This window comes from Streptomyces sp. MMG1121 (genome assembly GCF_001280015.1).
In the GTDB taxonomy this organism is placed as follows: domain Bacteria; phylum Actinomycetota; class Actinomycetes; order Streptomycetales; family Streptomycetaceae; genus Streptomyces.
The window spans coordinates 1-21,708 of record NZ_LGDV01000251.1 but is presented as its reverse complement, the minus strand read 5'-3'; the positions used below and the strand labels follow the sequence as shown (position 1 = coordinate 21,708).

Sequence of the window (21,708 nt, the reverse complement as noted above, 5' to 3'; positions counted from 1 at the left end):
CGAGCAGAACCCCCGGCCTCTCGCATTCACTAGGCGAGTGCGAGAGAAAGCATCGTAAATGCCAGCCTGCGACAGTGGAACGCCTCCTGGTTGATCCTCCAGTCACAGCGCCTCGCGCGTCGGCGTTTCCGTGCCCCGAACCAGTCGTCGGGGCCCGTTCCCGTTGGTTCACTTCCAGCCATGGACCTGAACACCGTGGCGGAGATCCGAGACGCCGGACGGCCCGCACCCTGGCGGCCGGGGGACGCCTGGCTCGGCGGCGGGACGTATCTGTTCTCCGAGCCCCAGCCCTGGCTGCGACGCCTGGTGGACCTGAGCCGCATGGGCTGGACGCCCGCGCAGCGGCATCCGGACGGCTCGCTGGAGCTGGCCGCCACCTGCACCATCGCCCAGCTCTCGCGCTACGCCCGCGATCTCCTCGCCCCCGCGGCTCCCCTGTTCGAGCAGTGCTGCCGGGCGTTCCTCGCCTCGTTCAAGATCTGGAACATGGCCACGATCGGCGGGAACCTGTGCAACGGCCTCCCGGCCGGCCCGATGATCTCCCTCACGTCCGCGCTCGACGGCACCTGTCTGCTCATCGCCCAGGACGGCTCCAGCCGCCGGGTGAAGGTCGCCGACTTCGTGATCGGGGCCGGCCGCAAGGACCTCGCTGAGGGCGAGCTGCTGCGCTCGGTCACCCTGCCCGCCCGCGCCCTGGCCTGCCGCACGGCGTTCCGGCAGGTCTCCCTGTACGGCCTGGGCCGCTCCGGCGCCCTCGTCATCGGCACGCTCGACCCGGTCGACCACTCGCTCACGGTCACCGTCACGGCCGCCACCGTCCGCCCGGTGCGGCTGTGGTTCCCGCTGCCGCCGACGGCCGGGGCACTGCGGGCGGCGATCGAGGGGGCCGTCGCGGACGACGAGTGGTTCGACGACATCCACGGACTGCCCGAATGGCGGCGGCACATGGCGTTCCGGCTGGCGGAGGAGATCCGCCGGGAACTGGTTCAGGAGGAGCGGCGATGAAGGTGAACGTCAACGGCCGGCCCTTCGAGGAGGAGCCCAGGCCCGGCCAGTGTCTGCGCACCTATCTGCGCGAACGCGGCTGGTTCGGGGTGAAGAAGGGCTGTGACCAGGGTGACTGCGGCGCCTGCACGGTCCATGTCGACGGCGAGCCGGTGCACAGCTGCCTCTACCCGGCCTTCCGGGCCGACGGCCGCAGCGTCACCACGGTCGAGGGCCTGGCCTCCCCGGACGGCGAACTCCACCCCGTACAGCGCAAGTTCCTCGACGCCCAGGGCTTCCAGTGCGGCTTCTGCACGGCCGGCTTCCTGATGACGACGGCAGCCCTCAAGGAGGACCAACTCGCCGATCTGCCGCGGGCGTTCAAGGGCAACCTGTGCCGCTGCACCGGCTACCGGGCCATCGAGGACGCCGTACGCGGGGTCAAGAACGTGGAGGCGCCCGCGCCCGGCGAGTCCGTCGGGCGCAGCCTGCCCGCCCCGGCCGGACCGCAGGTCGTCACCGGCACCGCCCGCTACACCTTCGACATCGACGTGCCCGGCCTGCTGCACATGAAGCTGCTGCGATCCCCGCACGCGCACGCCCGCATCCTCGCGATCGACACCTCCGCCGCCCTGCGCGTCCCCGGCGTCCACGCCGTGTTCACGCACCAGGACGCCCCGGAACGGCACTTCTCCACCGCCCGGCACGAGCACCCCACGGAGGACCCGGACGACACCCGGGTCCTGGACACCACCGTCCGCTACATCGGTCAGCGTGTCGCCGCCGTCGTCGCCGACAGCGAGGCGGCGGCCGAGGAGGGCTGCCGGCGGATCGAGGTGACGTACGAGGAGCTGCCCGCCGTGCTCGACCCGGAGGAGGCCATGCGGCCCGGGGCCCCCGTGGTCCACGACAAGGACGCGGCGACCGCCCGGATCTCCCGCCCCGAGGCCAACGTCGTCGGCGAGGCGCACGGGGAGATCGGCGACGTGGCCGCCGGTTTCGACGCGGCGGACGTCGTCTACGAGGAGACCTTCCGCACCCAGCGCGTCCAGCACGCCAGCCTGGAGACGCACGGCGCGGTGGCCTGGATCGACGAGGACGGCCGGCTCACCGTCCGCACCAGCTCCCAGACCCCGTTCCTCACCCGCCGCGCCCTGTGCGCGCTGTACGACCTGCCCGAGGAGCAGGTGCGCGTGATGGCGGGCCGGGTCGGCGGCGGCTTCGGCGGCAAGCAGGAGATGCTGGTCGAGGACATCGTCGCGCTCGCCGTACTGAAGCTGCGCCGCCCGGTGAAACTGGAGTACACGCGCGCGGAGCAGTTCTATGGCGCCACCACCCGGCACCCCTTCACGATCCGGGTGAAGGCCGGCGCCCGCCGCGACGGTACCCTCACCGCCCTCCAGCTGCGCGTCGTCGCGAACACGGGCGCGTACGGCAACCATGGTCCGGCCGTGATGTTCCACAGCGTCGGCGAGTCGATGGCCGTCTACCGCGCCCCGCACAAGAAGGTCGACGCCTTCTCCGTGTACACGCACACCGTCCCGGCGGGCGCCTTCCGCGGCTACGGCCTCGGCCAGGTGCTGTTCGCGGTGGAGTCGGCGCTGGACGAACTGGCCCGCCGCCTCGACCTGGACCCGCTGGAGTTCAAGGCGCGCAACATCATCGGCCCCGACGAGCCGATGGTCACGCCCGGCGGCCACGAGGAGGACCTGCACATCGCGAGCTACGGCCTCGACCAGTGCGTGTCGATCGTGCGCACGGCACAGTCACAGCCTGCCGAACCCGCCCCCGAAGGCTGGCTGGTCGGCGAGGGCGCGGCGCTGGCGATGATCGCGACCGGGCCGCCGGGCGGACACATCGCCGACGCCAAGGCCACCCTGCTGTCCGACGGCACCTTCGATCTGGCCGTCGGCACCGCCGAGTTCGGCAACGGTACGACGACCGTGCACAAGCAGATCGCGGCCGGCGAACTCGCCACCACGGTCGACCGGATCGCCATCCGCCAGTCCGACACCGACGTCGTACGGCACGACACCGGCGCCTTCGCCTCGACCGGCACCGTCGTGGCCGGCAAGGCCACCCTGCGTGCCGCCCGCGCGCTGGCCGACCAGCTGCTGGACTTCGCCGCAGCCCACCTGGCCGTCCCGCGCGCGCACTGCCGGCTGGCGGAGGAGGCGGTGGTGCACCCGGGCGGGCGGCTGCTGCTGAAGGAGCTGTACGCGGCCTCCCGCACCGTCGGCCTGGAGCTGGTCGCCGACGGGCACTTCGGCGGCACCCCGCGCTCGGTCGCCTTCAACGCGCACTGGTTCCGGGTGGCCGTCGACCCCGGCACGGGCGAGATCCGCATCCTGCGCAGTGTGCACGCGGCCGACGCGGGCAAGGTGATGAACCCGATGCAGTGCAGGGGGCAGGTCGAGGGCGGGGTCGCCCAGGCGCTCGGCGCGACGCTCTTCGAGCGGGTCCTGCTGGACGAGCGGGGCGCGGTCGACACGGCCGCCTTCCGCCGCTACCGGCTCCCGCAGTACGCCGACGTGCCGCGCACCGAGGTGCACTTCATGGAGACGGCCGACGCGATCGGTCCGCTGGGCGCCAAGTCGATGAGCGAGAGCCCCTTCAACCCGGTCGCCCCGGCGCTCGCCAACGCCCTGCGGGACGCGACCGGCGTGCGGTTCACCGAGGTGCCGCTGCTGCGTGACCGGGTGTGGCGGGAGCTGGAGCGCCACAGCGGTAGCCGCCGTCCACCCGGATCGCGGTGATCCCGCTGATGTGCCGGGCCCCGCATCTGTCCTGCGGGAGCACCAGCTGGGGTCCGGCCGCGTCGAGCGGGGTGCCGTCGATGCTCACGCCCAGCAGGACGGGCGCGTCGGCGAAGTCCGGGTCGATCTCGGCCCAGGACAGCACCGCGTGATGGCCGTCGGTGCCGGCGACGGCGATGAGGAAGCGCAGCCGGTCCTTGCGCCGTGCCGGGTCGAAGTCCGGTCCCGCGGCGGCGAGGACGTCGTACAGGCGCGGTCCGGTGAACCGGTGGTGCTGGATGCCGCTGGTCGCGCAGTCGAAGCTGACGTCCACCCGGTGCTGCGGCCAGCGGAGCAGCTCCGGCACCGTCAGTCGGGCGGGCCGGGCCAGATCGCCGGTCAGGACGAGTTCCGCGAGGGTCATCTGCGACCACCTCCCGCCTGACGGTACCCGCGGACACGCGCCGTACAAACGCACATGCAAGCTACAAGTCACAAGTTCGCAGCTCATGCGATGTGACAGCAGACCTACACCTGGCAGATGCGGCAGTATCATCCCCGTCACGCCCGGTTGAACCGGGCCTGACAGGGCGCGACAGTTGTTCCACTTGGCTTGAAGAACCCGAGGAGTAGATCCGTGATGACCCGTTCCGTGCGCCGGACCCGGCGGATGCTGCAGGTGGCCGGCGCTGGAGCCGCCGCCCTGCTGGCACTCAGCGCCTGCTCCTCCTCCAGTGACTCCTCCAGCAAGCCGGCCAAGAGCGGCTCGGCCTCGCCGAAGCTGTCCGGCACGGTCACCGTGTTCGCGGCCGCCTCCCTGCAGGAGAGCTTCACGACCCTGGGCAAGGAGTTCGAGAAGCAGCACCCGGGCACCAAGGTCACCTTCAACTTCGGCGGCAGCGACACCCTGGCCGCGAACATCACCAGCGGCGCCCCGGCCGACGTCTTCGCCGCCGCCAGCCCCAAGACCATGGCGACCGTGACGGCCAAGAAGGACGCGGTCGGCACCCCGGCCACCTTCGTCCGCAACCAGCTGGAGATCGCCACGGTGCCGGGCAACCCGCACAAGGTGGCCTCGCTGAAGGACCTCACCAAGTCCGGTCTGAAGGTCGTGCTGTGCGACAAGACCGTGCCGTGCGGCGCCGCCGCGCAGAAGGCCCTGGACGCCAGCAAGCTCAAGCTGACCCCTGTCTCCTACGAGCAGGACGTCAAGGGCGCCCTGACCAAGGTGGAGCTGAAGGAGGCCGACGCCGCGGTGGTCTACAAGACGGACGTCCACGCCGCGGGCGGCAAGGTGCAGGGCGTGGAGTTCCCCGAGTCGGCCAACGCGATCAACAACTACCCGATCGCCCTGCTGAAGAACGCGCCGAACGCCCAGGCCGCCCAGGCGTTCATCGCCCTCGTGCAGTCCGCCGAGGGCCAGAAGGTGCTGAGCCAGGCCGGGTTCCTCAAGCCGTGACCTCGCTCGACAAGCCCGGCGCCGCGGCCGGCCCCCGCACGGGCCGCCCGCGGCGTCGCCGCGTCGGCGCGGGGGCACTGCGCGGAGTGCCCCTGCCGCTGCTGCTGCCGGGCCTGGTGGCGCTGGCGTTCCTGCTGCTGCCGCTGCTCGCGCTGCTCGTCCGCGCGCCCTGGCGCACCCTGCCGGACCAGCTGTCCAGCACCGAGGTGTGGCAGGCGCTCCAGCTGTCCCTGATCAGCGCCACCGCGGCGACGGCCGTGAGCCTCGTCCTGGGGGTGCCGCTGGCCTGGCTGCTGGCCCGTACGGACTTCCCCGGCCGGGGGCTCGTCCGGGCCCTGGTGACCCTGCCGCTCGTGCTGCCGCCGGTGGTCGGCGGTGTGGCCCTGCTGCTGGCCCTCGGCCGCAACGGGATCATCGGCCAGTGGCTGGACTCGTGGTTCGGGATCACGCTGCCGTTCACCACCACCGGGGTCGTGATCGCGGAGGCGTTCGTCGCGATGCCGTTCCTGGTCATCAGCGTCGAGGGCACCCTGCGTGCGGCCGACCCGCGCTTCGAGGAGGCGGCGACCACGCTCGGCGCTTCCCGCTTCACCGCGTTCCGCCGGGTCACCCTGCCGCTGATCGCCCCCGGTGTCGCGGCGGGCGCGGTGCTCGCCTGGGCCCGCGCGCTCGGCGAGTTCGGTGCGACGATCACGTTCGCGGGCAACTTCCCCGGCCGCACCCAGACCATGCCCCTCGCCGTGTATCTCGCCCTGCAGAACGACCCCGACGCCGCCGTCGCCCTCAGCCTGGTCCTGCTCACCGTGTCGATCGCGGTGCTGGCCGGCCTGCGGGACCGCTGGATGACGGGGGCGTGACGGTGGCAGGAGACCCCGGGCCCGTGCGAACGTACAGACCCATGACCGACATCGACGTCCCCCGAGCCGATGCCCGGATGGCGGGTGACGAGGGGCTCGACGCCCGGCTCGTCGTGGACCGCGGCTCCTTCCGGCTGGACGTGACCCTCACCGCGGCCCCCGGAGAGGTCGTCGCGCTGCTCGGCCCCAACGGCGCCGGCAAGACCACCGCCCTGCGCGCCCTGGCCGGTCTCGTCCCGCTCACCGAGGGCCGGCTGCGCCTGGACGGCGCCTCCCTGGAGCGCACTCCCCCGGAGTCCCGTCCGGTCGGTGTGGTCTTCCAGGACTATCTGCTCTTCCCGCATCTGACTGCCCTCGACAACGTGGCCTTCGGACCGCGCTGCCAGGGCGCGTCCAGGGCCGAGGCCCGGGAGCGGGCCGCGGCGTGGCTGGAGCGCATGGGTCTCGCCGACCACGCGCACGCCAAGCCCCGTCGGCTGTCCGGCGGACAGGCCCAGCGGGTGGCGGTCGCCCGGGCCCTGGCCACCCGCCCCCGGCTGCTGCTCCTGGACGAGCCGCTGGCCGCCCTGGACGCGCGTACGCGTCTGGAGGTCCGGGCCCAGCTCCGCCGTCATCTCGCGGAGTTCGAGGCGGTCGCCGTCCTGGTCACGCACGATCCGCTGGACGCCATGGTGCTCGCGGACCGGCTGGTGGTCGTGGAGCACGGCGAGGTCGTCCAGGAGGGCACCCCCTCCGACATCGCCCGCCATCCGCGCACCGACTACATCGCCCAGCTCGTCGGCCTCAACCTCTACCGGGGACAGGCGGACGGGCACACCGTACGGCTCGACGCCGGGCTCTCCATCGCGACCACGGAGGACCTGTCCGGACCGGCCTTCGTGGCGTTCCCGCCGAGCGCCGTCACCCTGTTCCGGGACCGGCCCACCGGCGCCAGCGCCCGCAATCTGTGGCGCTGCGAGGTCGAGGGCCTGGAGACGCACGGCGACCAGATCCGCGCCGACCTCACCGGCGAACTCCAGCTCGCCGCCGACCTCACCACGGTCGCCGCCGCCGAACTGGATCTGCACCCTGGTGCACCGGTCTGGGCGACTGTCAAAGCGACCCAGACACACGCATACCCCGCCTGAACGGACAGGCGCTCTACCGTGGGGCCATGAACCTGAGCATCCGCAACCAGCTGCCGGGCACCGTCACCGCGGTCAGCCCCGGCGAGGCCATGGCCACCGTCAAGCTCCGGCTGGACGGCGGCCAGGACCTCACCGCGGCCATCACCCTGGAAGCGGCCCGCGACCTCGGCCTGACCGAGGGCACATCGGTGCGCGCCCTGGTGAAGTCCACCGAGGTCTCCCTCGCCACCGCCCCGGTCGCCCGTGTCTCGATCCGCAACCAGCTGCCGGGCACCGTCACGGACCTGGCTACCGGCGCCGCCATGGCCACCGTGAAGATCGCCATCCGGGGCGGCGAACTGACCTCGGCCATCACCAAGGAGTCCGCCACCGACCTGGGCCTCACCGCCGGCTCTGAGGTCATCGCCCTGATCAAGTCGACCGAGGTGTCGCTGGCGACGGCCTAGAGGCGCGGCAGGGCCCCGCCCGGAGATCCGGACGAGGCCCTGGGAACCACCGCTCACTCAGTCGGCTCAGTCTTCGTATGCGTCCAGCGGCGGGCAGGAGCACACCAGGTTGCGGTCGCCGAAGGCCTGGTCGATCCGGCGGACCGGCGGCCAGTACTTGTCCGCGGTCGAGACGCCGGCCGGGAAGACCGCCTCCTCGCGGCTGTAGGCGTGCGTCCACTCACCGCCGAGCGCGGCCGCGGTGTGCGGGGCGCCCCGCAGCGGGTTGTCCTCCGCCGGCCACTCGCCCGAGCCGACCTTCTCGATCTCCGCGCGGATGGCGATCATCGCATCGCAGAAACGGTCCAGCTCGGTGATGTCCTCCGACTCGGTCGGCTCGATCATCAGGGTGCCGGCCACCGGGAAGGACATGGTCGGCGCGTGGAAGCCGTAGTCGATCAGGCGCTTGGCCACGTCGTCCACGCTCACGCCGGTCGCCTTGGTCAGCGGGCGCAGGTCGATGATGCACTCGTGCGCGACCAGATTGCCGGGGCCGGTGTAGAGCACCGGGTAGTGCGGCTCCAGGCGCTTGGCGACGTAGTTCGCCGAGAGCACGGCCACCTGCGTGGCCCGCTTGAGGCCCTCGCCGCCCATCAGCCGGACGTACGCCCAGGAGATCGGCAGGATGCCCGCGGAGCCCCAGGGCGCGGCCGAGATCGGACCGACACCGGTCTCCGGGCCGGCGGCGGGCTGCAGCGGGTGGTTCGGCAGGAACGGCGCGAGGTGCGAGCGGACCGCGACCGGGCCGACGCCGGGACCGCCGCCGCCGTGCGGGATGCAGAAGGTCTTGTGCAGGTTCAGGTGCGAGACGTCACCGCCGAAGTGGCCCGGCTTGGCGAGCCCGACCAGGGCGTTGAGGTTGGCACCGTCGACGTACACCTGGCCGCCTGCCTCGTGCACCCGGGCGCAGATGTCGGCGACGTGCTCCTCGAAGACGCCGTGCGTCGACGGGTACGTGATCATCAGCACCGCCAGCTCGTCGCGGTACTGCTCGATCTTGGCGCGCAGATCCTCGACGTCGATCTCGCCGTCCTCGGCGGTCTTGACGACGACGACCTTCATGCCGGCCATCACGGCGCTGGCCGCGTTGGTGCCGTGCGCGGAGGACGGGATCAGGCAGACGGTGCGCTGCTCGTCGCCGTTGGCCCGGTGGTAGCCGCGAACGGCCAGCAGACCGGCCAGCTCGCCCTGCGAGCCGGCGTTCGGCTGAAGGGAGACCTTGTCGTAGCCGGTGACCTCGGCGAGACGTTCCTCCAGCTCGCGGATGAGCGTCAGATAGCCCTCGGCCTGCTCGGCCGGGGCGAAGGGGTGCAGCTGGCCGAACTCGGGCCAGGTGACCGGCTCCATCTCGGTGGTCGCGTTGAGCTTCATGGTGCAGGAGCCCAGCGGGATCATGCCGCGGTCGAGCGCGTAGTCCCGGTCGGCCAGCTTGCGCAGGTAGCGCAGCATCGCGGTCTCGGAACGGTGCTGATGGAAGACCGGGTGGGCGAGGTAGTCGTCGCCGCGCAGCATCGCCTCGGGCAGGGTGTCCGCGGTGGTCGCGTCCAGCGCCTCTATGTCGCCCCCGACGCCGAAGGCGGCGAAGACCGCGCCCAGCTGGGCCCGGTCGGTGGTCTCGTCGCAGGCCGCGGAGACGTGGTCGGCGTCGACGAGGTGCAGGTTCACCCCGTTGTCCCGGGCGGCGGCGACGACCTCGGCCGCCTTGCCGGGCACGCGCGCGGTGACGGTGTCGAAGAAGGCACCGTGGACGATCTCGACACCGCCGGTTCGCAGCCCCTCGGCCAGGATGGAGGCGTACCGGTGCGTCCGCCGGGCGATCGTCCTGAGCCCCTCCGGCCCGTGGTACACGGCGTACATGCCGGCCATCACGGCGAGCAGTACCTGCGCGGTGCAGATGTTGCTGGTGGCCTTCTCCCGGCGGATGTGCTGCTCACGGGTCTGCAGCGCGAGCCGGTAGGCCTTGTGCCCGTCGGCGTCGACGGAGACGCCCACGAGCCGGCCGGGCAGGCTGCGCGCGAACTTCTCGTGGACGGCCATGTAGCCGGCGTGCGGACCGCCGAAGCCCATCGGCACGCCGAAGCGCTGCGTGGTGCCGACGGCGATGTCCGCACCCAGCTCGCCCGGGGAGGTCAGCAGGGTCAGCGCGAGCAGATCCGCGGCGACGGTGACCAGGGCGCCCAGCTCGTGCGCCTGGTCGATGACACGCTTGATGTCCCGTACGGCACCGGAGGCGCCCGGGTACTGGATCAGCACGCCGTTGATCTCACGGGCGGCGAGGTCGGCCGGGATGCCCTCGCTCAGGTCGGCGACGACGATCTCGACACCGGTCGGCTCGGCCCGCGTCTCGATCACGGCGATGGTCTGCGGCAGGGCGTCCGCGTCGACCAGGAAAAGGCCCTTCTTGTTCTTGCCCATGCGCCGGGACAGCGCCATCGCCTCGGCGGCCGCGGTGCCCTCGTCCAGCAGGGAGGCGCCGGAGGTGGGCAGCCCGGCCAGCTCCGCGACGACGGTCTGGAAGTTCAGCAGGGCCTCGAGCCGGCCCTGAGAGATCTCCGGCTGGTACGGCGTGTAGGCCGTGTACCAGGACGGGTTCTCCATGACGTTGCGCAGGATGACGGGCGGGGTGAAGGTGCCGTAGTACCCGAGCCCGATCATCGAGCCCAGCACCTGGTTGCGGTCGGCGAGGGAGCGCAGCTCGGCGAGCACCTCGGCCTCGGTGCGGGCGCCCGGCAGGTCGAGGGCGTCGGCGTTCTTGATCACGTCGGGCACCGCGGCGGCGGTCAGCTCGTCCAGCGAGCCGTAGCCGACCTGCGCGAGCATCTTGGCCCGCGCCTCCTGGTCGGGCCCGATGTGGCGCTGCTCGAAGGGGATGCCCGCTTCGAGATCGGAGAGCGGAGTGCGGTGGGCGGTCATGGCGGAGGCCTCCTGGTCTGACGCGACCTTCGAGGGGCACCCCGGCGCGGGCACCCCGACGGCCTCCCCCTCTGTCATCTCAACCTGAGAGCTTCACCGGGGACGCGCCCCGGCTTTCCCCGTCGGTGAGGGCGGACGCCGTCGACATCCGCCCTGCTTTCCAGAGTGACCTCGTCCGTGCGGTACGTGGGCCTGAGAGATTCCGGGGAGGATTTGCTCCTTCGGCGCCTCCGAGATGGTCGGAGGACTCTCCCGCACGGGTTCGACAGCCGTTGTCAGACTACCAGCGAGGTCAACGCCCGAGCCCTCGAGTGGCCGCCTCCGTGAATGTGCTCTTTTGTAGTGCTTACGGATGAGTTGCGACCAGTGGAGGGAGAGGGACCGTGCAGACCGACATCGATCCGCGCAACCTGATCGGCCGCAAGGCGTTCGACCGTAACGGCTCCAAGATCGGCACCGTCGACGAGGTGTACCTGGACGACGCGACCGGAGTGCCCGAGTGGGCGGCGATACGCACCGGTCTGTTCTCCCGCGACGCCTTTGTACCGCTGGAGCCGAGCGAACTCGTCGAGGGCACCCTCCACGTCCCCTTCGACCGCGCCCTCATCAAGGACGCCCCGGATTTCGGCGTGGGCCGCCACCTCTCCCCCGAGCAGGAACTCCAGCTCTACCACCACTACGGCCTGGACATCGCCCCAGCGCCGGGCCCCGACCACGACTTCGGGAAGCTGGCGGGGTCGGAGGAGGGCTGAGGCGCCTCCCAGCGGCGCGGGGAACTGCGCGAACAACCCCGACGAAGCCGCACCCCGCAGACGACCGCCCCGCCTCCCTCTGCAGCGGGGCCCCTCTACAGCCCGGCTTCTCTACAGCCCGGCTTCCGAAACCAACGGCAGCGGCTCGGCGGACTCCAGCGCCGGATCCCCGACAAGAAACGTCCGCACCCGCCCCGGAGGGGACTGCGGCGTCTCGAACCGCACGGTGACCCGCCCCACCCCGCTCCCCTGCACCCACCCCGGCCCGTACTCGGCGTGCTGCACGTCCTGCCCGGCCCGCCAGTGCCGCTCGACAGGCTCCGCCCGCTCCGGCACGGCGTCGGCCACGACCTCCTCCGGCGCCTCCGCCTCCCCCGAGGGGTGCGCGGCCTGGGCGAACAGATCCTCCTGCGTGTAGTCGGCGAGCCCGGAGACGCCCACTCCGAGCAGCCGTACCCCGCCCGTGGTGTCCACCGAGTCCAGCAGCCGCGCGGCGGCCTCCCGGACCACGGCCGGATCGTCCGTGGGCCCTCTGAGCGTCTCGGAGCGGGTCAGGGTCGAGAAGTCGTACCGGCGCACCTTCAGCACGATGGTCCGCCCGGACAGCCCGGCACCGCGCAGCCGCCCCACGCACCGGTCGGCGAGCCGCTGCACCTCCATGCCGATCCGCGGCCGGTCGTGGATGTCCACGTCGTAGGTGTCCTCGACCGACACCGACTTCGCCTCGCGCTCGGCCACCACGGGCCGGTCGTCGTGGGCCAGCGCCATGGCGTACAGCCCGTGCCCGTGCGCCTTGCCGAGCAGCCGTACCAGCTCGTCCTCACCCGCCTCGGCCAGCTCCTCGACCGTGGTGATCCCGGCTCTGCGCAGATGGTCGCCGGTCGCCGGGCCGACGCCGGGCAGGGTCCGCACCGGCAGCGGCCCCAGCAGCGCCCGCTCGGTCCCCGGCTCGATGAGCACCAGGCCGTCCGGCTTGGCCTGCTCGGAGGCGATCTTCGCGAGCATCTTGGAGGCGGCCAGCCCCACCGACCCGGTGAGCCCCGTGACGGCGCGGATGTCGGCGCGCAGCCTGATCCCGGCCAGCCGTGCCGACTCCTCGTCCCAGGCCGCGCCGCCGGCCTCCAGATCCACGAACGCCTCGTCCAGGCTGAGCGGCTCAACCAGCGGCGACAGCTCCCCCAGCAGCGCCATCACCTGCTCGCTGATCGCCCGGTACACCCCGAAGCGCGGCACCAGATACGCGGCGTTGGGAGCCAGCCGGCGCGCCTGGGCCATGGGCATGGCCGAGTGCACCCCGAAGGCCCGTGCCTCGTACGACGCGGTGGCCACCACCCCGCGCGGCCCGAGCCCGCCCACGACGACCGCCTTCCCGCGCAGACTCGGCTTGGACGCCTGCTCCACCGAGGCGTAGAAGGCGTCCATGTCGAGATGGAGGATCGTGGGCGCGTGTCTCACATCTCCGATGCTGCACCATGGCACTGACAATGCCGTGCCGCGGGCGGCGGATACGGCGGTCAGACCGCCTTGTTGCGCCGCCGGGCCAGCTCGTCGGCGGGGTTGTGCCCGACGAGGGTCTCGCCCGTGTCGATGCGTTCGCCGTGCAGCTGGGAGAGCGCGCTTTCCACGTCCCGCCACACCACGCCCACGGCGATCCCGAAGATGCCCTGACCGCCCTGGAGCAGGGCGTGGACCTCGTCCGGGGAGGTGCACTCGTAGACCGTGGCACCGTCGCTCATCAGGGTCATCCGCTCCAGGTCGCGGAAACCGCGTTCCCTGAGGTGCTGGACGGCCGAGCGGATGTTCTGCAGCGAGACCCCGGTGTCCAGGAACCGCTTCACGATCTTCAGGACCACCACGTCCCGGAAGCTGTACAGCCGCTGGGTTCCCGACCCGTGGGCGGGCCGCACGCTGGGCTCGACCAGGCCGGTGCGTGCCCAGTAGTCGAGCTGCCGGTAGGTGATGCCCGCGGCCGCGCAGGCCGTGGGCCCGCGATAGCCGATCTGTTCGGACGTCATGGACGCCGCCCCTCCGCCGTTCGGCACCACCGTCGGCCACTGCGGAGCGTGATCCACCGCGCTGCTGTGAACCGGGTACGGACCGCTCTCCCCGAAACCGCGCACGGGAGCACCCCCAGCCGTACCGTCGCCGCTGGTTCTCACGCCGACCTCCGTCCTCGACCTGCCTTCTCGACGGTAGGCAGTCACCAGGGGTGCGTCAACGATCGCCACACTCGGCACGCCGAGTGATAATCACCCAAGGAGTGGTTTCCCGTGTCCCACCGCGGGGAAAGGCTAGCCGAATGCGCTCGCGGGCGACCCTAGGACGCCCTCAATGGCCGGTGGCAATTGCCCGCACACCGGGCATCGACGCACGCCGGCCACTCGCCGTCACTGGCTGCTCGTGCCGAAGTCCTCGGGCGAGATCTGGTCGAGGAACTCGCGGAACTTCTCCACCTCGTCCTCCTGCTCGTCCGGGATGGCGATGCCCGCGTCGTCCAGCACCGCGTCGCTGCCGTAGATCGGCGTCCCCGTGCGCAGGGCCAGCGCTATGGCGTCCGAAGGACGGGCGCTGACCTCGACACCGCTGGCGAAGACCAGCTCCGCGTAGAAGACGCCTTCCCGCAGATCGGTGATGCGTACTTCGGTCAGCTCCTGGCCGACGGCTTCCAGCACGTCCTTGAAAAGGTCGTGCGTCAGCGGTCGAGCGGGAGCCATGCCCTGCTGGGCGAAGGCGATCGCCGTTGCCTCCCCCGGCCCGATCCAGATGGGGAGGTAACGGTCGCCTCCCACTTCGCGCAGGAGCACGATCGGTTGGTTGGAGGGCATTTCGACCCGGACACCTACGACATCGAGCTCGTTCACACAGCAACCCTAGGCCGTGCCCGGGACGTTTGGGTAGTCGGGCCGGGAACAGGTGCCCGATCCGGTCTCCGGCGGACCCGGGCCCTTCAGGGCAGCCGCACCCCGAGAGCGGTCTTCACCAACGCCGCGTGCAGCTTCACCGTGAGCGCCGCCAGCTCCTTCGTACGGGCCTCGGCAAGTGCCCTGGTCTGCGGGTTGCGGTGGCGCTTGAGCGGGGCCACCACCTGGTCGACGAGCCCGGCCTCGCGGTCGGCGGCGGCCTTCATCACCCGAAGGTGACGCGGCTCGATCCCGAACCGGCCCAGCTCGGCGACGAGCGCGGCCACGGTGACCGCCTCGGCCTCGTACGCCCCGTCCGCCAGCGGGGCGATCAGCCCGTAGGACTCCCACTCCTTCAGCTCGCCCTCGTCCACGTCCGCCGCAGCCAGCAGCTCGGCCCTGTGGACCCTGGCGACCGTGGGCACCGCAGGCGCCTCCCCCATGTCCTGCGGGGTGCGCTGCCGCCCGACGACGGGCAGCTGAACGGCCTCGCCCCGCTCCATGGCGTCCAGGTGCTCACGGATCACCTTGAGCGGCAGATAGTGGTCCCGCTGCATCCGCAGGACGTGCGCCAGGCGGTCGACGTCCCCGGCACTGAACTTGCGGTACCCCGAAGGGGTCCGCTGCGGCTCGATGAGTCCCTCCGACTCCAGGAAGCGGATCTTGGAGATGGTGACTTCGGGGAACTCGTCGCGCAGCACGCTCAGCACCGTGCCGATGCTCATCAGCCCACTGTCCCTGGCGGCGGTACCGCTTCCGGCACCGCCGCTCGGTGTTTGAAGCATGGACCTTCCCTGGGGTCCCCCCGGACGACGGTCCGGGGGCGGGTCAGATGCCCTGTCGGCTCGCGTAGAACACCAGCCGGTACTTGCCGATCTGCACCTCGTCACCGTTCGACAGAGCGACCTGGTCGATCGGCTCACGGTTGACGTACGTGCCGTTCAGGCTGCCCACGTCCGCCACGGTGAACGAGCCGTCCGGGGAGCGGCGGAACTCCACATGCCGACGCGAGACCGTCACGTCGTCGAGGAAGATGTCGCTCTGCGGATGCCGGCCGGCCGTGGTCAGGTCGGCGTCCAGCAGGAAGCGGCTGCCCGAGTTCGGCCCCCGGCGCACCACCAGCAGCGCCGAGCCGAACGGCAGGGCGTCCACCGCGGCCTGCGCCTCGGGCGACAGCGTCGGGATCTGCGTCTGGCCGGTCACCTCGGCGTCGTACGCCTCGAGACCGGAGATCGAGATCGTGGACGTCGTCTCGGAGGCACGCTCCGGCGTCACTCCGGAGCGCAACGGCGCGCCGCAGTTGGAACAGAAGCGGGCGTTCTCCGCATTGCGGTTACCGCACCTCGTACACACCAGGACCGACATGGACGGATCCTCCTGCCGCGGCTGCCCCGCCGGGGCGTTGGACGCGTACGGACCGGAGGCGAACCCTCCACCCGCACCTGAGGTTGACGGTTGCCCGAAACCTATGCCGCCGGACTGGGCAGGGTCAACCGACGCCCCGCCCTGACCTCCGGAAATGTCACCGCCCGGACCAGCGACCTGGTCCCGGAACAGCGGGCGCTGGCCCTCCGCGTCAGGCTGGGCGCGATGACGAGCGGTAGCGTTCTCGCTCCTCTCGCGCGCACTCTTGCCGAACAACTTCGCAAACAACTTCACGGGCGATTCCCCTTGACCGAAACAGACCCGCCCGTGGGGCAGGACGAACCCTGATTGCCTACACCGGCCGAGCCGGACATTCTCACAACGTCCGTATCCACCAAACAGTTTCCACCACGCACCACCCCTTCGGTGCGCCGACCCCCCGCAACCTCATGCCCCTGCCGGACGTCCCCCATGCACCGCTGGTTCACTGGGAGGACGACCGAGCGTAGTCAGGCCGCTTCGCCTGTCGCAAGGAGTCCACGACGATCTTGTCCGCGCTCTGGACCGACACCGTGGCCTGCTCCTTCTCCAGGGTCTGCACCACTCCTCCCGGGATGTTCAGCGCCGGTTCCAGATCCTGCGGCTTGCCGATGACCTGGAAACGATAGGGAGCGTTGATCTTGTTCCCGTCGACGCTCACGCTGTCGCCGGAGTCCGCGAAATACGTGTTCGCGACCACCCGCACCCCGTTCAGCTGGATCGCCTCGGCACCGGCCGCGCGCAGCTCCTGGATCGCGTCGAGCAGCATGTCCGCCTTGACCGTCCCTTTCGTGTCCTCGACCGTCATCGTGATGCCGGGACCCTGCGCCGCCACGGTGCCCGCCAGCACACCGAGTTGTCTCTCCTTCTCGGCCGTCTGCTTGCGGGCCTCCGCCGCCTGGTCGGAGCTGCTCTGCAGCTCCTGGCGCTGTTTCTCTAGTCCCTGCTTCTCGTCCTCAAGACGCTGAGTACGCGAATCCAGTTCATCGAGGATGCGCACAAGATCTTCCTGCCGCGCGCCGCGCAACGCGCTGTCACTGTCGCTGTTCGACGCCACCTGCACCGCCAGGCCGAAACCGAGGCCGAACAGGAGCAGGGCGACGATGAGTTGGGCGCGGGTGAGCCGCGGCGGCCACAGCCCCTTGACCAGCCGCTGCCGACCGGTCAGCGGCGTCTGCGGCTGACCGGGCGTCGGCCCGGGCTCGGAGGCCACCGCGGGCACTTCGGCCGGCAGCTCCTCACGCAGTCTGTTCTCCGGCTGCTCGTTCTGCTCGCTCATGGTGTCACGCCCGGAACACGTGACGCCGGATCGCGGCGGCGTTGGAGAAGATCCGGATGCCCAGGACCACGACGACACCCGTGGACAGCTGCGCGCCCACGCCCAACTTGTCGCCGAGGAACACGATCAGGGCGGCGACGACCACGTTCGACAGGAACGACACCACGAAGACCTTGTCGTCGAAGATCCCGTCGAGCATGGCCCGCACTCCGCCGAAGACGGCGTCCAGCGCCGCGACGACGGCGATCGGCAGATACGGCTCGACGACCGCCGGAACCTCGGGCCGGACCAACAGGCCGGCCACGACTCCCACGACGAGGCCCAGTACGGCGATCACGATGTGCCCTTCTCAGTCTTCTCGGTGCTCGGCTGTGCGGTACGGACGATCACACTCGGTGCGGCGGGCAACCGTAGGTCGCCCTCGGTGGAAATGGTGGCGCGGATACCGAAGTTCTGCTCCAGAGCATGCAGATACAACCCGTCTGCGCCGTTCTGGAACCCGGTGCTCAGCCGCTCCCCGTCCCCCACCGCCAGCACGGTGTACGGCGGCACCAGCGGCCTGTTGTCGACCAGTATCGCGTCTCCCGCGGCCCTGATCGCGGACAGCGACGTCAGCCGCTGCCCGTTGATGGAGACGGCCTCGGCCCCGGACGCCCACAGGCCGTTGACCACGCGCTGCATGTCGCGGTCCCGCACCCGGCCGCTGTCGGAGAAGCCCGAGGTCTCCCGCGGGTTGGTCCCGTCACCGCCGGTGCTGGCCTCCTTGGCGTCGTTCACGACGAGCTTGACGCCCGGACCGTGCACCTCGGTCGCTCCCGAAAGGATGCCGACGAGATCCTCCTGCGCGCCGCCACCGCTCGACTTCAGCGCCGCCCGCTGGCGCGCGCTGACGTCGTCGCGCAGCTTGTCCACGGTGCCTTCCAGCTTGTCCGCGCTCGCGGTCTCGCTGTCGACGCGGTCGATGAGCTCCTGGCGCTCCTTGGCCACCACGGGCGCCGCCACCCGTGCCTGCGCCGCGCCGAGGGTCACGACCAGCGCCGCGAGGACGAGCCCGCCCGCCAGGCCCAGCTTCGTCCGGAGCGTCCTGGGCAGCCCGCTCTCGCCCCGGGCCTTCCTGCGGGCGGCGGCCTCGGCGTACCCGTCGTCGAGGCTGTGATCCATGACATTGGTGATCAACGACATGGAGGCGTCCGGACGCTGCGGCCGCGCAGGGCTGCTCCGAACGGGGGGTTGCTGCGGCATGCCGCACATCGTCGCACGTCGCGGGCAGTACCTCCGAATGGCCCCACCGACGTGCCGGACAGGCCCCCTTGAGGACACTTGTCCGGCACGCACGTGTGCGTGGGTCTCACGCTCGGCGCGATGTGATCCCCGCTGGTGTGGACCCTTAATGGCCGGCGCTGTCCACGATGGCCGACCACTCGTCCAGCAGGGCCTGCGCGGAGGCGTCGTCGGGCCCCTCGGCCCACAGATGGGTGACCGCCTCGGCCGGGTCGGGCAGCACCATCACCCAGCGCCCGTCCGTCTCCACGACCCGCACACCGTCCGTCGTGTCGACGGAGCGATCCCCGGCCGCCTCGACCACCCGCCGCATGACCAGGCCCTTTACGGCCCACGGCGTGGCCAGGTCCCGCTTGAGCACGTGCGCCCGCGGGATCCGCGCGTCGATCTGGCTGAGCGTGAGCTGCGTCCGGGCGACGAGCCCGATCAGCCGTACGAAGGCGGCCGTACCGTCGTAGACGCTGCTGAACTCGGGGACGATGAAGCCGCCCTTGCCGTCACCGCCGAAAATGGTTCCTTCCTCGCGCCCCACGCGCGTGAGGTCGTCGGGCGAGGTCGTGGTCCACTCGACCTGGGTGCCGTGGTACGCGGCCACCTGCTCGGCGATCCGGGTCGTGGTCACCGGCAGCGCCACCCGCCCACTGCGCCGTTCCGCGGCCACCAGGTCGAGCATCACGAGCAGCGCCCGGTCGTCCTCGATGATCCGGCCCTTCTCGTCCACGAGCGACAGCCGCTCGCCGACAGGGTCGAACCGCACACCGAAGGCGGCACCGGAGGACGCCACTATCTCGCCCAGCCGCACCAGCCCGTTCCGGCGCATCTCGGTTGTCTCCGTGGGCCGCGACTCGTCTAGACCGGGGTTGATGGTCAGCGAGTCCACACCGAGTTTGCCGAGCAGGCTCGGCAGCACCAGCCCGGCGCTGCCGTTCGAGGCGTCGACGACGACCTTCAGACCGGACTCGGCGATACCGGTCGTGTCGACGTTTCGCAGCAGCGAGCCGGTGTACGAGTCGAAGACGCTCGCCGGGAAGTACAGGTCGCCGATCTCACCGGGGAACGCGCGCCGGTACTCCTGCCGTGCGAACACCCGGTCCAGCTTGCGCTGGCCGCCCTGCGACAGGTCGGCGCCCTGCCCGTCGAAGAACATGATGTCGACCGAGTCCGGGACACCCGGCGAGGTCCGGATCATGATGCCGCCGGCGCTGCCGCGCGCGGTCTGCTGCCGGGCCACGGGCAGCGGCACGTTCTCCAGGTCGCGTACCTCGATGGCGCTGGCCTGCAACGCGGAGATGACCGCCCGCTTGAGCGCACGGGCGCCGCGGGAGTGGTCGCGGGCGGTGGTGACGGTGGAACCCTTCTTCAGGGTGGTCGCGTAGGCCCCGGCGAGCCGCACCGCCAGCTCGGGTGTGATCTCGACGTTCAGAATGCCGGACACACCGCGGGCGCCGAACAGCTGGGCCTGTCCTCTGGACTCCCAGATGACCGAGGTGTTGACGAAGGCGCCGGCCTCGATGGTCTTGAACGGATAGACGCGGACGTTTCCCTGGACGATCGATTCCTCACCGATCAGGCACTCGTCACCGATGACGGCGCCGTCCTCGATCCGGGCAGCGCGCATGATGTCGGTGTTCTTCCCGACGACACAGCCACGCAGATTGCTGTGCTGGCCGACATACACGTTGTCGTGCACGACGGCCCTGTGCAGGAAGGCCCCGCTCTTGACGACGACATTCGATCCGACGACGGTGTGTTCCCGGATCTCCGCGCCGGCCTCCACCTTCGCGTAGTCCCCGATGTACAGGGGCCCGCGCAGGACGGCGTCGGAATGGACCTCGGCGCCTTCGGCCACCCATACGCCCGGCGAGATCTCGAATCCGTCGATGTCGACGTTGACCTTGCCTTCGAGGACGTCGGCCTGCGCCTTCACATAGCTCTCGTGCGTGCCGACATCCTCCCAGTAGCCCTCGGCGACATAGCCGTAAATCGGCTTGCCTTCCTTCATGAGCTGCGGGAAGACGTCACCGGACCAGTCGACCGGAACGTCGGCTTCGACGTAGTTGAAGACCTCGGGCTCCATGACATAGATGCCCGTGTTGACCGTGTCGGAGAAGACCTGACCCCAGGTCGGCTTCTCCAGGAAGCGCTCGACCTTGCCTTCCTCGTCGACGATGGTGATGCCGAACTCCAGCGGATTGGGCACACGGGTCAGACAGACCGTGACCAGGGCACCTTTCTCCTTGTGGAAATTGATCAGCTCCGTGAGGTCGAAGTCGGTCAGGGCATCACCGGAGATGACGAGGAAAGCATCGTCTTTCAACGCCTCTTCGGCGTTCTTGACGCTTCCGGCGGTACCGAGTGGCTTCTCCTCATTGGCATAGGTGAGCTCCATGCCGAGCTCTTCGCCGTCACCGAAGTAGTTCTTGACGAGCGATGCCAGGAACTGGACGGTGACGACGGTCTCGGTGAGCCCGTGCCTTTTGAGCAGCCGTAGCACATGCTCCATGATCGGGCGATTGACCACGGGCAGGAGCGGCTTGGGCATGCTAGAGGTCATGGGGCGCAGGCGTGTGCCTTCGCCCCCGGCCATCACGACGGCCTTCATGTCGGAAGCGTCCTCCTCCAAGAGACGACGGTCTAGCCGACTTCACCCGTCCTGATTGTCCCGCACTTTTCCACCGCGGGCCATCGAGGCATAACGTCAGGACAACCGCCGAGCTCAATCGGCCATGGCGTCCGCCCGAACCAAACGGCGGACCTGTACCACGTAGAGCACTCCTGCCCACCAGTAGAGCGTTGTACCCCATCCGGCGAACGCCCATCCGAAAACAGCAGCGAGTGACGCGATCCAACCATGCCCGTCGCTGAGGAGCAGCAACGGGAAGGCGTACATCAGGTTGAAGGTCGCGGCCTTCCCGAGGAAGTTCACCTGCGGCGGCGGATACCCGTGCCGGCGAAGGATGCCCACCATCACCAGGAGAACCAGTTCCCGCGCCAGCAGCAGAGCGGTCAGCCAGATCGGCAGGATGTCCCGCCAGGTGAGACCGAGCAGCGTGGAAAGGACATAGAGCCGGTCGGCGGCGGGATCGAGAAGCCGGCCGAGGCTGCTGATCTGATTCCACCGTCGGGCGAGCTTCCCGTCGAGATAGTCACTGACCCCGCTGAAGGCCAGTACGAGGAGAGCCCAGCCATCGCTCTTGGGACCTCCGAACTCGGGCCGGAGGATCAACCACAGGAAGACGGGTACGCCGACGAGCCGCGCCATGCTGAGGATGTTGGGGATGGTGAGGACCCGGTCTGTCTGGACGCGGGTCTCCTGGACCTCCACCCGGGGGCCTCCTGTGCGAAAACGAGCCAACGATGCCCCCTGACCCTACCTCAACGCAAAAAAGCTCCGGCCCCTGGGCAGTGCCCAAGAGCCGGAGCTTTAAAAGGAGTTCGGCGGCGTCCTACTCTCCCACAGGGTCCCCCCTGCAGTACCATCGGCGCTGTGAGGCTTAGCTTCCGGGTTCGGAATGTAACCGGGCGTTTCCCT

General features: G+C 70.4%; 19 protein-coding genes, 1 rRNA gene and 1 riboswitch. Of the genes, 7 read left to right on the top strand and 13 right to left on the bottom strand.

Going from position 1 to position 21,708, the window contains the following annotated elements; translation table 11 throughout:
* Window positions 1–180: 180 nt before the first annotated feature.
* Window positions 181–1,005: an FAD binding domain-containing protein gene (locus tag ADK64_RS38565; protein ID WP_053666773.1), complete on the top strand. Its 825-nt coding sequence runs from the start codon at window positions 181–183 to the stop codon at window positions 1,003–1,005.
* A complete protein-coding gene (locus ADK64_RS38560) occupies window positions 1,002–3,740 on the top strand; it encodes a molybdopterin-dependent oxidoreductase (protein ID WP_053666772.1) in 2,739 nt (912 codons plus the stop codon). The genes ADK64_RS38565 and ADK64_RS38560 overlap by 4 nt, the downstream gene beginning before the upstream one ends.
* Here ADK64_RS38560 and ADK64_RS38555 read toward each other — a convergent pair.
* A complete protein-coding gene (locus tag ADK64_RS38555; RefSeq protein ID WP_053666771.1) occupies window positions 3,655–4,143 on the bottom strand; it encodes a molybdopterin-dependent oxidoreductase in 489 nt (162 codons plus the stop codon). The genes ADK64_RS38560 and ADK64_RS38555 overlap by 86 nt on opposite strands.
* Before the next feature lie 216 nt (window positions 4,144–4,359).
* Between ADK64_RS38555 and modA the strand changes: the two genes are divergently transcribed.
* The 4 genes from modA to ADK64_RS38535 are packed head-to-tail and all read left to right on the top strand — an operon-like array spanning window position 4,360 to window position 7,608.
* Complete coding sequence (gene modA, locus ADK64_RS38550) at window positions 4,360–5,178, top strand: molybdate ABC transporter substrate-binding protein (protein ID WP_053666770.1); 819 nt, start codon at window positions 4,360–4,362, stop codon at window positions 5,176–5,178.
* Window positions 5,175–6,035: a molybdate ABC transporter permease subunit gene (gene modB, locus ADK64_RS38545; RefSeq protein WP_053666769.1), complete on the top strand. Its 861-nt coding sequence runs from the start codon at window positions 5,175–5,177 to the stop codon at window positions 6,033–6,035. Before modA ends, modB begins: the two co-directional genes overlap by 4 nt.
* Before the next feature lie 41 nt (window positions 6,036–6,076).
* The gene (locus ADK64_RS38540; RefSeq protein WP_053666768.1) at window positions 6,077–7,162 is read left to right on the top strand and encodes an ABC transporter ATP-binding protein; all 1,086 of its coding nucleotides are present in this window, start codon (window positions 6,077–6,079) and stop codon (window positions 7,160–7,162) included.
* Between the two features lie 26 nt (window positions 7,163–7,188).
* Window positions 7,189–7,608, top strand: a complete 420-nt coding sequence (locus tag ADK64_RS38535; RefSeq protein ID WP_053666767.1) for a TOBE domain-containing protein — start codon at window positions 7,189–7,191, stop codon at window positions 7,606–7,608.
* Between the two features lie 66 nt (window positions 7,609–7,674).
* On the opposite strand, the gene gcvP is transcribed toward ADK64_RS38535, so the two are convergent.
* Entirely contained in the window at window positions 7,675–10,560 is a 2,886-nt protein-coding gene (gene gcvP / locus ADK64_RS38530) for an aminomethyl-transferring glycine dehydrogenase (protein WP_053666766.1), read from the bottom strand.
* A 170-nt stretch (window positions 10,561–10,730) separates the two neighbouring features.
* A riboswitch (glycine riboswitch) is annotated at window positions 10,731–10,825 on the bottom strand.
* A 118-nt stretch (window positions 10,826–10,943) separates the two neighbouring features.
* Between gcvP and ADK64_RS38525 the strand changes: the two genes are divergently transcribed.
* Window positions 10,944–11,312 (top strand): PRC-barrel domain-containing protein, encoded by a 369-nt coding sequence (locus ADK64_RS38525; RefSeq protein WP_053666765.1) that lies wholly within the window; start codon window positions 10,944–10,946, stop codon window positions 11,310–11,312.
* A 111-nt stretch (window positions 11,313–11,423) separates the two neighbouring features.
* Here the strand turns inward: ADK64_RS38525 and ADK64_RS38520 are convergent, their stop codons facing one another.
* From ADK64_RS38520 to rrf, 11 genes are all read right to left on the bottom strand, one after another.
* The gene (locus tag ADK64_RS38520; RefSeq protein ID WP_053666764.1) at window positions 11,424–12,767 is read right to left on the bottom strand and encodes a DNA polymerase IV; all 1,344 of its coding nucleotides are present in this window, start codon (window positions 12,765–12,767) and stop codon (window positions 11,424–11,426) included.
* 59 nt (window positions 12,768–12,826) lie between these two features.
* Window positions 12,827–13,471 carry a MerR family transcriptional regulator gene (locus tag ADK64_RS38515; RefSeq protein ID WP_078993113.1) on the bottom strand — a complete coding sequence of 215 codons (645 nt, stop codon included), beginning with the start codon at window positions 13,469–13,471 and terminating at the stop codon, window positions 12,827–12,829.
* 228 nt (window positions 13,472–13,699) lie between these two features.
* Window positions 13,700–14,173, bottom strand: a complete 474-nt coding sequence (locus tag ADK64_RS38510) for a bifunctional nuclease family protein (protein WP_053666762.1) — start codon at window positions 14,171–14,173, stop codon at window positions 13,700–13,702.
* A gap of 86 nt (window positions 14,174–14,259) precedes the next feature.
* Window positions 14,260–14,997, bottom strand: coding sequence for a MerR family transcriptional regulator (locus tag ADK64_RS38505; protein WP_053666761.1), 738 nt, complete (start codon window positions 14,995–14,997; stop codon window positions 14,260–14,262).
* A gap of 43 nt (window positions 14,998–15,040) precedes the next feature.
* Window positions 15,041–15,871 (bottom strand): FHA domain-containing protein, encoded by an 831-nt coding sequence (locus ADK64_RS44400; RefSeq protein ID WP_199829831.1) that lies wholly within the window; start codon window positions 15,869–15,871, stop codon window positions 15,041–15,043.
* 190 nt (window positions 15,872–16,061) lie between these two features.
* Complete coding sequence (locus tag ADK64_RS38495) at window positions 16,062–16,895, bottom strand: DUF881 domain-containing protein (protein WP_053666759.1); 834 nt, start codon at window positions 16,893–16,895, stop codon at window positions 16,062–16,064.
* Window positions 16,896–16,899: 4 nt separating this feature from the next.
* A complete protein-coding gene (locus tag ADK64_RS38490; RefSeq protein ID WP_031174261.1) occupies window positions 16,900–17,232 on the bottom strand; it encodes a small basic family protein in 333 nt (110 codons plus the stop codon).
* Window positions 17,229–18,137, bottom strand: coding sequence for a DUF881 domain-containing protein (locus tag ADK64_RS38485; protein ID WP_234384897.1), 909 nt, complete (start codon window positions 18,135–18,137; stop codon window positions 17,229–17,231). Before ADK64_RS38485 ends, ADK64_RS38490 begins: the two co-directional genes overlap by 4 nt.
* A gap of 145 nt (window positions 18,138–18,282) precedes the next feature.
* Complete coding sequence (locus tag ADK64_RS38480) at window positions 18,283–20,778, bottom strand: mannose-1-phosphate guanyltransferase (RefSeq protein ID WP_053666757.1); 2,496 nt, start codon at window positions 20,776–20,778, stop codon at window positions 18,283–18,285.
* A 114-nt stretch (window positions 20,779–20,892) separates the two neighbouring features.
* Entirely contained in the window at window positions 20,893–21,501 is a 609-nt protein-coding gene (locus ADK64_RS38475) for a CDP-alcohol phosphatidyltransferase family protein (protein ID WP_053666756.1), read from the bottom strand.
* Window positions 21,502–21,609: 108 nt separating this feature from the next.
* Window positions 21,610–21,708: ribosomal RNA gene (rrf, locus tag ADK64_RS38470) — 5S ribosomal RNA — on the bottom strand; the annotation flags it as partial.

Excerpts from the sequence above, each read along its gene's own strand:
- ADK64_RS38565 (WP_053666773.1), top strand. The coding sequence starts at position 181 with ATGGACCTGAACACCGTGGCGGAGATCCGAGACGCCGGACGGCCCGCA.
- ADK64_RS38560 (WP_053666772.1), top strand. The coding sequence starts at position 1,002 with ATGAAGGTGAACGTCAACGGCCGGCCCTTCGAGGAGGAGCCCAGGCCC.
- ADK64_RS38555 (WP_053666771.1), bottom strand. The coding sequence starts at position 4,143 with ATGACCCTCGCGGAACTCGTCCTGACCGGCGATCTGGCCCGGCCCGCC.
- modA (WP_053666770.1), top strand. The coding sequence starts at position 4,360 with ATGACCCGTTCCGTGCGCCGGACCCGGCGGATGCTGCAGGTGGCCGGC.
- ADK64_RS38540 (WP_053666768.1), top strand. The coding sequence starts at position 6,077 with ATGACCGACATCGACGTCCCCCGAGCCGATGCCCGGATGGCGGGTGAC.
- ADK64_RS38535 (WP_053666767.1), top strand. The coding sequence starts at position 7,189 with ATGAACCTGAGCATCCGCAACCAGCTGCCGGGCACCGTCACCGCGGTC.
- gcvP (WP_053666766.1), bottom strand. The coding sequence starts at position 10,560 with ATGACCGCCCACCGCACTCCGCTCTCCGATCTCGAAGCGGGCATCCCC.
- ADK64_RS38505 (WP_053666761.1), bottom strand. The coding sequence starts at position 14,997 with ATGCTTCAAACACCGAGCGGCGGTGCCGGAAGCGGTACCGCCGCCAGG.
- ADK64_RS38495 (WP_053666759.1), bottom strand. The coding sequence starts at position 16,895 with ATGAGCGAGCAGAACGAGCAGCCGGAGAACAGACTGCGTGAGGAGCTG.
- ADK64_RS38485 (WP_234384897.1), bottom strand. The coding sequence starts at position 18,137 with ATGCCGCAGCAACCCCCCGTTCGGAGCAGCCCTGCGCGGCCGCAGCGT.
- ADK64_RS38480 (WP_053666757.1), bottom strand. The coding sequence starts at position 20,778 with ATGAAGGCCGTCGTGATGGCCGGGGGCGAAGGCACACGCCTGCGCCCC.